Source organism: Marinibium conchae, assembly GCF_015595035.1.
In the GTDB taxonomy this organism is placed as follows: Bacteria; Pseudomonadota; Gammaproteobacteria; order Enterobacterales; family Alteromonadaceae; genus Glaciecola.
This window is the reverse complement of sequence record NZ_JADNRN010000001.1, coordinates 323,392-338,929: the sequence shown is the minus strand read 5'-3', so window position 1 is coordinate 338,929 and position 15,538 is coordinate 323,392. Positions and strand designations below refer to the sequence as shown.

Annotated in this window: 11 protein-coding genes; 1 reads left to right on the top strand and 10 read right to left on the bottom strand. The window is 43.8% G+C overall.

Features of this window, described 5'->3' with window-relative positions; genetic code table 11:
* Positions 1–11: 11 nt before the first annotated feature.
* Positions 12–3,086: an efflux RND transporter permease subunit gene (locus ISG33_RS01390; RefSeq protein ID WP_195731784.1), complete on the top strand. Its 3,075-nt coding sequence runs from the start codon at positions 12–14 to the stop codon at positions 3,084–3,086.
* A gap of 40 nt (positions 3,087–3,126) precedes the next feature.
* On the opposite strand, the gene mutT is transcribed toward ISG33_RS01390, so the two are convergent.
* The 10 genes from mutT to murG all read right to left on the bottom strand — a co-directional run bounded on the left by mutT (position 3,127) and on the right by murG (position 15,534).
* Positions 3,127–3,510, bottom strand: coding sequence for an 8-oxo-dGTP diphosphatase MutT (mutT, locus tag ISG33_RS01385; protein ID WP_195732970.1), 384 nt, complete (start codon positions 3,508–3,510; stop codon positions 3,127–3,129).
* Between the two features lie 91 nt (positions 3,511–3,601).
* Entirely contained in the window at positions 3,602–6,304 is a 2,703-nt protein-coding gene (gene secA, locus ISG33_RS01380; protein WP_195731783.1) for a preprotein translocase subunit SecA, read from the bottom strand.
* 128 nt (positions 6,305–6,432) lie between these two features.
* The gene (locus ISG33_RS01375) at positions 6,433–7,305 is read right to left on the bottom strand and encodes a M23 family metallopeptidase (RefSeq protein ID WP_195731782.1); all 873 of its coding nucleotides are present in this window, start codon (positions 7,303–7,305) and stop codon (positions 6,433–6,435) included.
* Between the two features lie 200 nt (positions 7,306–7,505).
* Positions 7,506–8,420, bottom strand: a complete 915-nt coding sequence (gene lpxC / locus ISG33_RS01370; protein ID WP_195731781.1) for a UDP-3-O-acyl-N-acetylglucosamine deacetylase — start codon at positions 8,418–8,420, stop codon at positions 7,506–7,508.
* Positions 8,421–8,570: 150 nt separating this feature from the next.
* Positions 8,571–9,728, bottom strand: a complete 1,158-nt coding sequence (gene ftsZ, locus ISG33_RS01365; RefSeq protein ID WP_195731780.1) for a cell division protein FtsZ — start codon at positions 9,726–9,728, stop codon at positions 8,571–8,573.
* A gap of 78 nt (positions 9,729–9,806) precedes the next feature.
* On the bottom strand, positions 9,807–11,036 hold the full coding sequence (gene ftsA, locus ISG33_RS01360) for a cell division protein FtsA (protein WP_195731779.1): 1,230 nt from the start codon (positions 11,034–11,036) through the stop codon (positions 9,807–9,809).
* A gap of 17 nt (positions 11,037–11,053) precedes the next feature.
* Positions 11,054–11,932, bottom strand: a complete 879-nt coding sequence (locus ISG33_RS01355) for a cell division protein FtsQ/DivIB (protein ID WP_370545287.1) — start codon at positions 11,930–11,932, stop codon at positions 11,054–11,056.
* 1 nt (position 11,933) lies between these two features.
* Complete coding sequence (locus ISG33_RS01350; protein WP_195732968.1) at positions 11,934–12,896, bottom strand: D-alanine--D-alanine ligase; 963 nt, start codon at positions 12,894–12,896, stop codon at positions 11,934–11,936.
* Positions 12,897–12,904: 8 nt separating this feature from the next.
* Positions 12,905–14,371 carry a UDP-N-acetylmuramate--L-alanine ligase gene (gene murC, locus ISG33_RS01345; protein ID WP_195732967.1) on the bottom strand — a complete coding sequence of 489 codons (1,467 nt, stop codon included), beginning with the start codon at positions 14,369–14,371 and terminating at the stop codon, positions 12,905–12,907.
* 26 nt (positions 14,372–14,397) lie between these two features.
* Entirely contained in the window at positions 14,398–15,534 is a 1,137-nt protein-coding gene (gene murG, locus ISG33_RS01340; RefSeq protein ID WP_195731778.1) for an undecaprenyldiphospho-muramoylpentapeptide beta-N-acetylglucosaminyltransferase, read from the bottom strand.
* Between the last annotated feature and the right edge of the window lie 4 nt (positions 15,535–15,538).

Below are 15,538 nucleotides of genomic sequence, written 5' to 3'. Positions count from 1 at the left end.
AAGACACAAGTATGAATCTTTCCAATATTGGCTTGAAATATAATCGCGTATTAATGACTGCGGTTATCTCACTAATGATATTTGGCGTAGTCAGTTATTTCACTCTACCCGCACAAGAAGATCCCTCGATAAAAATTCGAGAGGCGGTTATTACTACTAACTTCCCGGGAATGTCAGCTGAGAAAATTGAACTCTTAGTTACCAAAACTGTTGAAGAGGCAGTGCGCAATGTTGATGAAGTAGAAGAAATTCGTTCAATATCAACCCAAGGTACATCAGTAGTTTATGTTGATTTATATGACCGCTATTTCGACCTAGACCAGATTTGGGACAAAGTACGAAACGAATTAGATAAAGTGCAAAACCAACTGCCAGACGGTACACAAGCTCATATTATTAATGATAACTTCGGCGACGTCGCCATTTTAACTGTTGCCCTGCAGGCTGATAAGGGAATATCCATGGGTGACATGTTTGATATGGCTCAACATGCGCGAGACATGATGTACACCGTTGAAGGCACGCAATCAGTTGACATTTTAGGTGCCCAGCAAGAAAACATCGTGATAGAAATATCCGACGTAAAAGCGGCACAACTAGGCCTTTCTCCTGATCAACTTATTTCTACTCTTCAACAACAAAACGTGCTGCGTTCTGGAGGCACTGTTAATCTCGATGGTAAAAGTTTTAGTATTATTCCAAGCGGTGATTTCAGAGATATCCAATCAATACGAGAAGTTATTTTTACCTTACCGAATGTGAATACAACTATACATTTGGGGGATCTGGCTAGAGTATACCGGAGTACTCAGGAGCCCGCATTTCAGACGGCATACTTCAATGGCGAAAGAGCCATAGTATTAGCGATCGCAAAAAATAACCGCTTCAGTGTCACTGAATATTCTCCTCGTTTAGAAGCGATGATAGCTCAACTCGAACAACAGATGCCTGCCGGTATATCTTTGAATGTAATTACTCGTCAGGCAGATCAAGTTAATGCCGCTGTCGATGGAGTGTCAATTAGCGTTATCCAAACACTGGCAATCGTACTCGGCGTGGTGATTCTATTTTTGGGCTTCCGAATAGGCATCATCGTTGGGGCAATCGTACCTGCGGTAGTGTTAATAGTGTTAGCAATACTGAATTTTACCGGTATGGCTCTGGAACGTATGAGTTTAGCAACGCTAATTATTTCACTGGGTTTGCTCGTTGATAACGGCATTGTCGTTGCTGAAGACTTCAAGAAGCGCTTGGAGAATGGCGAGAAGCGTCGAGATATTGTATCGAGTATAGGAAAAACCTTAGCCATTCCCTTACTAACATCATCAGCAACGACCATGTTAGTTTTCTTACCATTGATGCTTGCGGAAAGCGACTCAGGGGAATACACGCGCTCAGTATCAATTGTCATTATCTATTCCCTTTTCACCTCTTGGATATTGTCCTTAATGGTCACTCCCTTTTTATGTTACTTATTCATTAAAGATGGTGAGAAAAAGAAGGAGTCTGGTATTCACCAAAAAGTCGCTAATTTCTTTGACCTTATTAATCCTCTCTACGAGGTAATATTGCACTTTGTGTTGCGATTTAGACTCTTCACGCTAGCCTTAGCAATATTGCTATTTATTGGCGCTGGCGCAGCTATGAGTATTGTGCCGGTAAAGTTTTTCCCCGATTCAGATCGAGCGCAAGTGCTAGCCTACATTGACTTACCGGCGGGAGCGTCTATGCGAGAAACGGAAGCCGTATTGGAGGATGTCTTTGTAAAATTGAATGACAAAAAGCGCTATCCGCATGTAGAAAATTACGCGGCTTATGGGGGTTTTGGCGGTCCGCGTTTCGTTTTATCACTCACGCCTATCACACCCGAGGCGGGTAAGTCATTTATCATGCTAAACCTCACCGACCGACGATATCAAGACGACACTATTGCTAACTTACGCGAAGACTTCTTGACGCATTTTCCTCAAGTAAATGCTCGGGTTACAAAAATGTTTCTTGGGCCAAGCGACTCCAATAAAATTGACGTTCAGGTTATTGGACCTGATAAAGAATATATCTATGAGACTGCGCTTGAAATACAAGAGATTTTTAGAAAACTGGAGGGGACTGTTGAAATCAAAAATGATTGGGAAAATAAAGTAACGCAGTTAGATATTCAGATCGACCAAGCAAGAGCAAAACGAGCCGGCTTAACTTCAGCGGATATTGCTCGATCACTCGAGACTTTTTTCTCAGGTATTGTTGTATCTGAATTTCGTGAGGGTGACGATCTCATCCCCATTATTATAAGAGGTGCGCCCGAAGATCGTTTTGATATTAGCCGCATATACGATGTAAATATCTACTCGCCACAAGGCCAAACGAATATACCGCTAGAGCAAGTGGCCACCATAGCGTTTACGCCACAGTATGCTCGTATCGCTCGTGAAAACTTATTTAGAACCGTAACAGTAGAAGCTAAAAACCTCTATATGACTGCTGAAGACATGGTGCCGATACTTGAACCAGAATTCGATAAGCTTCGTGAGACATTACCTCCTGCTCATCGGATTGAATTTGATGGCGTGGTAAAAGATTCTAGAGAGTCGCAAGCATCTTTGAATGCGAATTTGCCCCTTTGTTTAGCTGTTATTATGCTTATACTCATCGCCCAGTTTAACTCACTGAGAAGGGCTGGTATCGTTATAATGACTGTGCCCTTAATATTAATTGGCGCGGTTGTTGGCCTATTAGCTGTTCAGGCAAACTTCGGCTTCATGGTTATACTGGGCTTGTATGCTCTGGCTGGCATCATTGTAAATAACGCTATCGTGTTAATTGACCGCATTGATATTGAACGTAAGGAAAATGACGACCAATATCAGGCCTTGGTTCACGCGTGCATGAGGCGCCTTCGCCCAATAGTGATGTCGACAGTGACTACGATTTTAGGGCTACTGCCCCTGATCATAGGGCAAGACGCGTTGTTTTTCGGAATGGCAACAGCACTGGCATTTGGTTTGGCTATCGGCACCCTATTGACATTGGGCGTAGTACCGGTGCTATACAGTTTGTTATTCAGGCTACCCGGTAGATGCAATTGATAAAAGAACGATACTGGCTTGTTAATCAGAGGGTCTGAGCTTAAGACCTAAGCTTTGCGACGATAGCTTTATTTGCTTCTGGAAAATCAAGTTCTTCTAGCTCTGCTTGTGATACCCAAGAGTGAATTTGCCCTTCCTTGCCGTAAGGCTGTCCATCGAAACTATCTACTAGCAGTACAGATAGAAGAACATGTTTATCAGGGTACTCATGAGCGATTTCAATTAGAGGAGAAGAATGTGTTAGGGCTATCCCAATTTCCTCTTCTAACTCGCGCTTTAGCGCTTGTTCAACGCTCTCACCCCTTTCGACCTTCCCACCTGGGAATTCCCACTTCCCACCTTGATGTTGATGCGCTGCGCGTTTACAAACGAAGTACTTGCTGTCTTTTTTTACCACACCAACAGCCACATGAATTTGCTTCATCATTTATCACCTAATAAAAAAGCCGTCGTTTAGTTATCTAAGCGACGGCTGCAATGCATTATAAAATCTAGCTATGAAACAATGCGCTACTTTAAGACAGCTTTCCACAACACTGCTTGTATTTTTTACCGGAACCACAAGGACAGGGATCGTTGCGCCCAACTTTAGGGCCTTCGCGCTTGATAGCTCCTTGTGGCTTTTCATCTTGCTCAGTAGCACTTGCAGACTCATGCTCGAAGTTCTTTGGTACTTCAGCAGCTCTGCGCTGCTCTTCAACAGCGTCAACATCTGACTTTTCTTGCACTTGAACTCGGCTCAATATACTGATCACGTCTACCTTTAAGGTATCGAGCATTTGCGAGAAGAGTTCAAAAGACTCTCGCTTATATTCTTGCTTCGGATTCTTCTGCGCGTAGCCGCGTAGGTGAATACCTTGACGAAGGTGGTCCATCGCCGCTAAGTGTTCTTTCCACAAGCCATCCAAGCTTTGCAACATAACAGCCTTTTCAAACTGACGGATAACTTCTGGTCCAACTGCTTCTTCCTTCGCAGCATAATTCTTTTCTACCGCTTCTTGAATTTTGTCACGGATAACTTCTTCAAAGATTTTATCGTCGTCATCTAACCATTGTTGAATAGGCAAGTCAGTGGCAAAATCACTTCTGAGGCGTTCTTCCAGACCACTAACGTCCCACATTTCTTCCAATGACTGCGGTGGAATATATTGACTAATCACATCCGAAACAACGTCTTTTCGTATATTTGTAATCGTAGAGGCAATGTCACCTTCATCTAGCAATTCGTTACGTTGTTCGTATATAACACGACGTTGATCGTTTGCAACATCATCGTACTCTAGCAATGATTTACGGATATCGAAGTTGCGTCCCTCTACTTTTCGTTGCGCATTTTCAATGGCTCTGGACACCCAAGGATGCTCAATAGACTCGCCCTTTTCCATACCGAGTCTCTTCATCATGTTGCCCATTTTCTCAGAGGCAAAAATTCGCATGAGTGCATCATCTAATGATAAATAGAAACGAGATGAGCCAGCATCTCCTTGTCGACCCGAGCGACCACGCAGTTGGTTATCGATGCGTCGTGATTCGTGTCTTTCGGTACCTATGATATGCAAGCCGCCTGCAGCAAGAACAGCGTCATGACGTTTTTTCCATTCGTTTTTAACATGCTCAAGTTGTTGTTCTGTCGGATTCTTTAACTTCTCGATTTCAGCTTGTAAATTGCCACCTAAAACAATGTCGGTACCACGACCGGCCATATTAGTTGCAATCGTTACCGCGCCTGGTAAACCCGCATTTGCGACGATGTCCGCCTCCTGCTCATGAAACTTAGCGTTTAGTACTTTATGCGGAATTTTCGCTTTTTTCAGGACCGATGATAGCAACTCTGAATTTTCAATCGATACGGTTCCAACAAGAGTGGGTTGTCCACGCTTAACGCAATCCAGTATATCTTCGACGATAGCATCATATTTTTCAGCGGCGGTCATGTATATTTTATCTGCACGGTCGTCACGGATCATTGGTTTATTAGTCGGTATAACAACCGTTTCGAGGCCGTATATATGACGAAACTCAAATGCCTCAGTATCAGCGGTACCCGTCATACCGGCAAGTTTTTCATACAACCTAAAATAGTTTTGGAACGTGATAGATGCGAGTGTTTGGTTCTCATTTTGAATCGTAACACCTTCTTTTGCTTCAACTGCTTGGTGCAGTCCCTGAGACCAACGTCTACCTTCCATTGTTCTGCCTGTATGCTCGTCGACAATAACAATTTCTTGGTCTTTAACAATGTAATCAACATCCTTGGAAAAAAGCTTGTGAGCGCGCAAAGCAGCATTGATGTGATGAAGCAAAGAAATATTTGCTGCAGAGAACAAAGACTCCTCTTCGCTTAGCATCTTGTGCTTTATGAGTAATTCTTCAACGAATATTTGCCCTGTTTCGGTAAGATGGATGTCTTTGCCTTTCTCATCAATTGTATAATGACCATCACCGATATTATCTTCTTCATCTTCTTTTTCTTGTTGTTGAAGCTCTGGGATGATTTGATTAATTTGACGATAAAGCTCAGAACTGTCTTCAGCAGCACCAGAGATTATCAGTGGTGTTCTCGCTTCGTCGATTAAAATTGAATCGACTTCATCAATAACCGCATAATGAAGAGGACGCTGTACTCTATCTTGAGGACTAAAAGCCATATTATCTCTAAGATAATCAAAACCAAATTCGTTGTTTGTGCCGTAGGTAATGTCGCATTGATAAGCCTCACGCTTTTCAATCGGGTTCATACCGGGGATATTGCAGCCAACGCTTAAACCCAGAAATTCAAATAAAGGACGACTCCAGTCAGCATCTCGTTTTGCAAGGTAATCATTGACCGTAATTACATGAACACCTTTTCCTGTCACGGCGTTCAGATAAGTTGGTAAGGTTGAGGTCAACGTTTTACCCTCACCGGTTCTCATTTCAGCGATTTTACCCTGATGCAGAACCAATCCGCCTTTCATCTGCACGTCGAAGTGGCGCATTTTAAACACGCGCTTACTGGCTTCTCTCACAACAGCAAAAGCCTCGGGTGCAATTTGCTCTAGCGAGTCACCTTTTTCTAAGCGTTCTTTGAACTCTTGAGTTTTAGCCTTAAGTTCGTTGTCGCTTAGGGCTTCATACGCTTGCTCATAACTATTTATGACACCAACGGTTTTTTTTAATTTTTTTAGTAAACGGTCGTTGTGACTGCCAAATACTTTCTTAAAGATGTTTGCAAGCATGCTATTAGATTTTCCAAAAAATGACTATTATTAAACGCGCCACATAATATCAATAATGTGACGAATAAACTATAAGAGAGGAATATTAGACCGACGTATTAAGCGAATTTATTCGCAAGTATGCGGAACTATTGATAAACGTAAGGTAGTGGATCGACTTGTTGACCATTTTTGAGCACTTCGTAGTGAACATGGGCACCTGTGGAACGCCCGGTATTGCCAACGAAAGCGATGGCCTGCCCTTTTGTGACGACATCACCAACTTGCACGTTGATACCTGCGTTGTGTCCGTAACGAGTGCGAAGCCCATTACCATGATCAATCTCTACTAACTTACCATATCCGTATCGGGTACCAGACCAAGTAACTACTCCAGCACCAGTGGCAATCACTGCGTCACCTTCCTTGCCGGCAAAGTCGATACCCTTGTGCATCGCAGGTCGCCCTGTGAATGGGTCTTTTCGAACACCATAATACGAGGACAGCCAACCTTTACCTACAGGGCGACCGCCTAACTCACTCTCTCTTTCTATATTGAGGCCGAGCATCAAAGATTCAAGGGCTGTGAGTTGTTGTATTTTGAAGTCGAGAGTATCCGACATTTTTTCTATTTGTTTGCTTAAAGATGATTCGGATAGGTCAAGTGTCTTCATCTCTTCTTTTAACACGAAATCTTCGCTATTCAACCCAGCCCTTTCAGCCATGGTTGCTGTGAGTAGTTCCATTTGATTGATGCGAGTCTGCAAGGTAGCTAACTGCGAAGCAATGCCACCTACTTGTTGTTCGGTATTCGTTTTAAGTTGTTCTACCAGCTTAGCCTGTTCTTCAAGGCCAGTCTTGACGACGTTAACTCGAACGTGATTTTCGTAAACAGATTCGGTCGACCGGCTTGAGATGAGAAATAAAAGTGATGCCATCACTGAAAGGCTGAGCAACTTGCGCGCGGATATCCGCTTCGCAAATCTGCGTTTTCTGCCTTTATACATAATAGTGATGCTCATTATTTTGATTCAGCCTACTTCGTTGTGTATTTTCTATCGCGGTGCGACCTGATTGTCGCAAAATTTCAAAACTGCGTCGTATTCTAACGTTTGTATCGGCACAAAGGAACAATACTATACGACACATCGTTATCGTGCTTTATACCTAAAATAAAAGAGCAGCTCAATTATAAGCTACTCCTTGTTTTTCTTAGTCTTTTCTAAAATGCTAGCGAAGGCTCAATGTAGCGAATTGGCATGCTCTCGTCACTTTCGAACTCGACGTATTCCCACGCTTCGCTGTCATTTAGTATAGCATTCAATAACTTATTGTTTAATCCATGCCCTGTTTTATATGCAACAAGCTCGCCAATTAGGCTATGCCCGCCTAAATATAAATCGCCGACCGCATCAAGGATCTTGTGCTTGAGAAATTCATCGCTGCAACGCAAGCCTTCGGGATTAAGCACTCGATATTCATCTAGGGCAACCGCATTATCCATACTGCCACCAAGCGCCAGATTCATCGAATTCATTAACTCTAGATCTTTCATGAATCCAAAAGTACGGGCCCTACTAACTTCGTCTACGTATGAGTCCGTAGAAAAGTCGAGTTCGACTTTTTGTCGACTAGCAGCAATTGCTGGATGATCAAAATCAATTTCAAAATTCACTTTGAACCCATCATGCGGACGAAATTCAGCCCACTTATCGCCATCTTCAACACGCACAGTTTTGGTGACTTTAATAAACTTTTTAGGGGCATCTAGCTCTTGAATACCGGCGCTCTGGAGCAAAAAGATAAAAGGAGATGCACTGCCATCCATTATTGGTAACTCGTGGCTATCGACTTCTACAATGATATTGTCAATACCCAAGCCCGACAGTGCAGAGGCCAAATGCTCGACTGTGTGAATGGAGTGTCCATCTTCGTTAGTGATGCAGGTACAAAGCATGGTATCGCCAACGGAGTCGGCTTTTGACTGGATGTCGGCATAAGGTTGTAAATCAACGCGTCGAAATACAATACCGGTATTTGCAGGAGCTGGTCGTAAGGTCATTGTAACCTTGCGGCCCTTGTGCAAACCAATACCGGTTTCTTTAACAGACTCTTTAATAGTACGTTGCTTTATCATTTAAATTTGGTCACCAAATATAAAAACGGCGCGCAGAATATCACTCAAGCGCTTAATTGTCAAAGACTTGGAAATTTTCAAGCTTTTTTTATCAAAAAATGAACTGTTCAGACCACTGTCGCAGAACAACGACGCGACAGGGCCTAAACCTTAGTCTGCCTGCTTTCTTAAAAAGGCAGGAATATCAAGATATTCAAGTTCTGAGCTTGGTTGCGCTTCATCATCAAGCTTTAATGCTTGGTTACCATCAGTGCCGCCATTACCGCGTGTTTCATGAGCGCTCGAAGCAAAATCACGACCTTGAGCACTGACTCTGGCGGAATCGTTCACCAAAGTGATATCTGGCTTGCGCTCAGCACCGATGCCAGTAGCTACAACAGTAACTCGCACTTCGTCGGTTAGTTCTGGATCGATAACGGTTCCAACAACGACTGTTGCGTTTTCGCTGGCAAATGCTTTTACCGCATTACCTACCACTTCGTATTCATCAATAGCGAAATCAAGGCCAGCAGTGATATTCACTAGAATACCTCGCGCACCTGATAGGTCGATATCTTCCAATAGCGGACACGCAATGGCAGATTCAGCGGCTTCTTCAGCTCGGTCTTCACCGGAAGCTATGCCACTACCCATCATTGCTGTACCCATTTCAGACATCACCGTTTTCACGTCAGCAAAATCCACGTTGATAAGACCAGGACGTGTAATCAACTCAGCAATACCTTGAACTGCGCCACGCAGTACGTCGTTTGCTGCACTAAAGGCTTGAAGTAGAGGCGTACCTTTACCCATTACTTTTAGTAACTTTTCATTTGGGATGGTGATTAGTGAGTCGACATTTTTAGATAACTCTGCAATACCTTGATTGGCGAAGTCTGAACGTTTTTTGCCTTCAAATGGGAAGGGTTTTGTGACTACGGCAACCGTGAGTATACCCATTTCCTTCGCAATTTTAGCTACCTCTGGCGCAGCACCCGTACCTGTACCGCCACCCATTCCAGCGGTGATAAATACCATGTCTGCACCTTCCAAGGTTTGGCGAATCTTTTCGCGATCTTCCTGCGCAGCCTCTCGGCCAACATTTGGATCAGCACCCGCTCCTAGCCCTTTAGTAACTTCATTCCCAATCTGTAATTTTGTATGGGCAGATGATGTCTTCAATACCTGAGCATCGGTATTCATGGCGATGAAATCAACGCCCTCTATCACTTGCTTAACCATATATTCGACGGCGTTACCACCGCCACCTCCGACGCCAACAACTTTAATGACGGCTTCGTCGCTTTGACTGTCCATTAGTTCGAACATTCTGCTTCTCCGGTATACTGAAACCTTTTATATTTTTATGTCGGTTTCATATTGATTTAGCGCTTTCTTAAAGGCCCCCTAAAATTCGCCCTTAAACCAGCTTTGTATGCGTTTTAACACGCTTTCTTCGCCTTTCTTTGAAGACGTTCTTTTTGTATTTATATTTTGTTTACCATACTGTAACAGACCTACCGCTGTAGCAAAACAGGCATCGTCTACATATTCGGCTAAACCTTTTATAGAATGAGGCTTTCCTACTCTTACTGGCATTTGGAAAATCTCTTCAGCAAACTCTACTGCACCTTCCATTTTGGCAGTACCACCTGTAATTACCAGACCTGCCGCAATTTGTTCCTCAAGACCACTCGCTTTAATTTGCTCGTAGGCTAGTTCAAATAGCTCTTGATACCGCGGCTCAATCACCTCGGCCAAAGTATGCCTTGACATTACACGAGCCGGACGCCCGCCAACGCTTGGCACTTCAATACTTTCTTCCATGCTCACCATGTCTTTCAGTGCACATGCATAGTTCGTTTTTATATCTTCAGCATTGCTCATTGGCGTGCGAAAGATCTTTGCAATATCGCTGGTTATTTGATTCCCGGCCAGCGGTATGACAGCAGTATGACGTATTGCCCCGTCGGTAAACATAACGATATCCATCGTTCCGCCACCAATATCAACTACGCATACGCCCAATTCACGTTCATCATCGGTCAACACCGCATAGCTTGATGCCAGCGCAGAAAAAATAGTTTGGTCAACGCTTAAGTCACAGCTTTCAACGCACTTAACCAAATTCTTTGCCATGTCATCGGCACAGGTAATAATGTGTGCTGCTGCTTCCATTCTCACACCCGACATACCAATTGGATTCTTAATTCCTTCTTGTACGTCGATCACGAATTCTTGTGGCAAAACATGCAATAATTTTCGTTCCGCGGCCATCGGCACCGAACGGGCAGCATGTATTACATTGTCGACATCGTCTTGAGTCACTTCCTGGTTATTAATTGGTACCATACCGCTTTCATTTTGGCATTGTACGTGACGGCCAGAAATCGACATAAAGACTGAGGAAACACTGCAATCCGCCATCAACTCCATTTCGTTTACAGCTTGCTGAACCGATTGAACAACCAAATTTAAATCGTTAACACCGCCCTTATCCATTCCGCGGGATTTGTGAGTGCCAACGCCGATGATACTGATGCTATCATCATCGAGTAATTCGCCAACAATGGCTTTGATTACGCTAGTACCAATGTCTAAACCAACAATGAGGTCTCTTTCCGATGCTTTAGACATGTTTATTACCACTTATTTTAATCATTATTTTCAGTAATTTCTTGTTCTTTTTTGTCATTTTCCTGCCATCCCACAGCAAGCCCTGTATCATACCTTAAATCGATGTAATTAATCGCCTTATTTTCCGACTTAAGTAGCGGAAAAATGTCAATGAAATTCTGCAGTCGGTCGATGAATTGTTGACGCCCGATATTCAGATGAATTCCATTGTCTAATTCTAGTCGCCAAGCGAATCTTTCGCTCAAAAATAAGCTCTTTATTTCAAGTCCTGTCACGTTTAACAATGACTGCATTGCGTTATAGCCCGCAAGTGCTGTTTTTTCGCTCCCACCAGGGCCGTAAAGCAAGGGCAAAGAAGTCGGAATTTGACCGCCTTCAAACACATCACCATGTATATTCAGTAACAAATCATCGTTCCATGCAGCCGCCGGTGTTTGTTCAACAATATAGATATGCAAACTACTCGGCCAACGTTTGCGTACTGATGCTCTGTAAACCCAAGGAATGTCTTCCATTAAGCGATGGACTTCATTCACATCAAGGGCAAAAAAACTACCTTGCTGAGTCGCCCTGACCAGTGCTTCCATCTCGTCGTCTTGCAATACTTGACGATGGCCACTGAAAACAACACTTTGCACCGGTAATTGCTGCTCGTCTTGCAACCAATTTTTAGTCACAATCACAACGTAAATAAGCGCAAAAATCACCAACAAGAAAAAAATAAAACCATAAATTCTGTAGTGTGGCGACTCGAGATCATCCTCAGTTCCCGTGCTCGGCAAGTCGGCGAGTTCACTAGACCTCTGTTTGCGTTTCGACACTAAAGTATCAGACTCGCCCGCGGTCGTTAACTCAGGCCGCTTGCGTCTTGCTCGAGTGGGTTTACCGTCGGTCAAACTAGCGCTCCAAACTCGACGCCAGAATAATCGTCACTAAGTCCTCAAAACTAAGACCTGCTTGCTTAGCAGACTTGGGCACTAAACTCGTTTTTGTCATCCCAGGTACAGTATTCGACTCAAGTAACAGAAATTTACCACTCTCTTCCTGCATTAGGTCGATTCTTCCCCACCCTTCACCTTTGAGCGCAGTAAATGCCTTAACGCACAAAGCACTAAGTTCAGCTTCCTCTTTCTCGCTCAAGCCACTAGGACAATAGTAATTCGTAGTATTATCGATATATTTGGCGTCATAATCGTAGAAAACATGCGGAGTGGACATACGAATAGAGGGTAAAGCTTGATTGCCTAGGATACTCACCGTAAATTCGGGCCCCGTAATATACGATTCAATAAGTATCTCATCGTCATACATAAGAGCATTAACAATCGCGCTTCGCAGCTCAGTTCCACTGCTCACTTTAGCCATACCAATACTAGAACCTTCCCTAGCAGGCTTCACCATAGCTTGACCGCTTAGGTCATTTAATAAGCTATCAAAATCAGTTGCGCTGAAATTGCTAACAAGGGCTTTAGTTACCACTTTATATTGTGCAGTTGGTAAACCTAAATTCGACCAAATTTGTTTAGAACACACTTTATCCATAGCCAAGGCCGAACCTAATACTTTCGAGCCGGTGTAGGGAATACCGAGAGTTTCCAAGGCACCCTGCATGCTACCGTCCTCACCACCGCGACCATGCAAAATAATAAACGCTCGTTCGAATCCCTTGTCTTTTAAGTCAGACAACGCTCGTTCTTTTGTATCAAAGGCGTGTGCATCAATGCCATTAGCAATAAGCCCATCAAGCACCGCTTTTCCCGACGCTAAACTCACCTCTCGCTCAGCCGACTTACCACCTAACAGCACTGCAACTTTGCCAAAGCGATTTGGACCTATTTTACGGATCTCATCTAAAGACATAAATGAATTCACGATACATTGCCCTCGTTAAATTGCGCTGCTTTTGCTGCAAGTTGGTCTTTGTTCAAGCCTGTCAATGCTAGGTTTTGTGCTATGTCACCAATATTTCCGGCCCCTTGCGCAAACAATACATCGCCGTCGCTCAGTAGGTCAGATAGAATTTGATAGAGACTCTTTTGCGAGCTAACGTAAATAGGCTCAAACTTGCCGCGTTGACGAATAGAACGACATAAAGATTTACTATCAATTCCTTCAATCGGCTCCTCGCTAGCGGGGTAGATATCGAGTAAAAGCAATACGTCGACTTTGGACAATACCTCGACAAAGTCTTCATATAAGTCACGTGTCCGGCTAAATCGATGTGGTTGATACACCATCACAACGCGTTTATCTGGCCAGTTGTTTCGAGCGGCGGCAATCGTCATCGCAACTTCAGTAGGATGATGCCCATAATCGTCGACTAGAATTGCATTGCCATAGCTTTGAGTGAATTCACCTAATACTTGAAAACGCCTACCGATGCCTTCAAAACTGGCAAGTGCGTCGAGAATATCTGTATCGCTAATCCCCTCATCGGTAGCCGTTGCAATCGCAGCAGTAGCATTGAGTACATTGTGTATGCCGGGTAAACGCAGTTTCACAGCTAAATCACTGTGGCCTTGGCGCTTAATCGTAAAGTGACTGTAATTAAGCTCAAAGCGAATATCTGTCGCCTGATAGTCATTCCCAGCATGTTGACCATAAGTCAGGTACTTTCTACCGAGTTTTGGCAATAGCTCTTGTATCACTGGGTCGTCGCCACACAAAACTGCTAGGCCATAGAAGGGTAAGTTATGCAAGAACTCAACGTAGGCGCTTTTCATTTTTGAAAAGTCGCCACCGTAAGCCTCTAAATGATCCGCTTCGATATTAGTGACTATTGATACCGTTGGTTGCAAATGCAAAAAAGACGCATCGCTTTCATCTGCTTCAGCAATCAAATATTTGCTTTCACCAAGCTTAGCATTTGTACCAGCGCTATTAAGAAGCCCCCCTATCACATAGGTTGGGTCGAGCTTGGCCTGTGAAAAAATAGTAGCAATTAAGCTAGTGGTCGTGGTTTTACCATGAGTGCCGGCAACGGCAATACCGTAACGAAAACGCATAAGCTCAGCGAGCATCTCGGCACGTCTAATGATAGGTATGCGTTGTTCAATTGCCTTTTGTATTTCTGGGTTTTCACGATTAATTGCACTTGATACTACGACTGCATCTACATTTTGTATGTTGCCCTGAGCGTGCCCTATGTGCACTTTTGCGCCAAGCTTTGTTAATCTCGACGTCATATTACTGGCTTTTAAGTCTGAGCCCGACACGTCATAGCCCAAGTTCAATACTACTTCTGCGATGCCGCCCATGCCTGCACCGCCAATACCAATAAAGTGAAGACGTTGTACTCTTCTCATTTTATGGGGCCGCATTTTGTGGGCTTGCATTGTGTTTAGCTCTTTACTCACTGTATTTATCCTTGCTTCGCTTGTATACAGGCCAACGCAACTTTTTCGGTTGCATCTTCAATACAAAGCTCGCGAGCTCTGGTACCTAAAGCATGAATGCTTTGCGGCTTAGACAAGAGCTCAGTTAGGGCCGTAGGCAGTTTGCTTGCCAATTCACTTTGAGAAATTAAAATGCCCGCTTGATTGTCACTCAACGACTTCGCATTGTAAGTTTGATGATCGTCAACTGCAATTGGCAAAGGCACAAAAATAGCGCAACTGGACGACGCTGCAACTTCTGCAACCGTAAGTGCGCCAGAGCGACAAATAATGATATCAGCTGATGCAAAGGCCATTGGCATGTCATCAATGAATTCAACCACTTCATAGCTAAGTGCTACACCTGATGCTGTCAGTTCTTTATAATGCTTATCTACAGGACTCTTTTTACCTTTGCCCGCCTGATGTATCACCTTCAACGAGTACTTACTGGCTAGTTCGACAAAAACTTTTGGTAGCTTTTGATTCAGTGCTAGGGCACCCAGACTGCCACCAACGACTAAGATTGTAAAAGTAGGGTGCCCATTATCAGTTGCCGTGGGCTTGTTAATATTGAAAAAATCCGCACGCACGGGATTGCCAACGAACTCAACATTGCTCGGCGCTTTTGCTATTTGCTGCAATGCTTCGTGAGTGACATCAAAACCACACAGCACACGCGTTGCGATTTTAGCCAACCACCTATTGGTCATTCCAAAAATTGCATTTTGCTCGTGAACAATAACCGGTATTCCAAGTGTCCATGCCGCGATACCACCGGGGCCACTGGCAAAACCGCCCATTCCTAACACAGCATCCGGCTTTCTCTCTTTTAACACTTTTCGGGCATGCACAACGGCAGACAAGAGCATAAAAGGCGCAACTAGTTTTCTAATTAGCCCTTTTCCTCTGACACCGCTCACCTTCAAAAAATGAATAACAATATTATTGGCTGGAACAAGCTTCGCCTCGATTTTATCTTGAGTGCCAAACCACTCTACACGCCAACCATTGGCAAGCATCTGTTTGGCCACAGCTAAACCCGGAAACACATGTCCACCGGTTCCGCCAGCCATGATAAATAGCAAGGGAGAAGTCTGATTCGTAGCGTTATTTTTAGTCATCGGC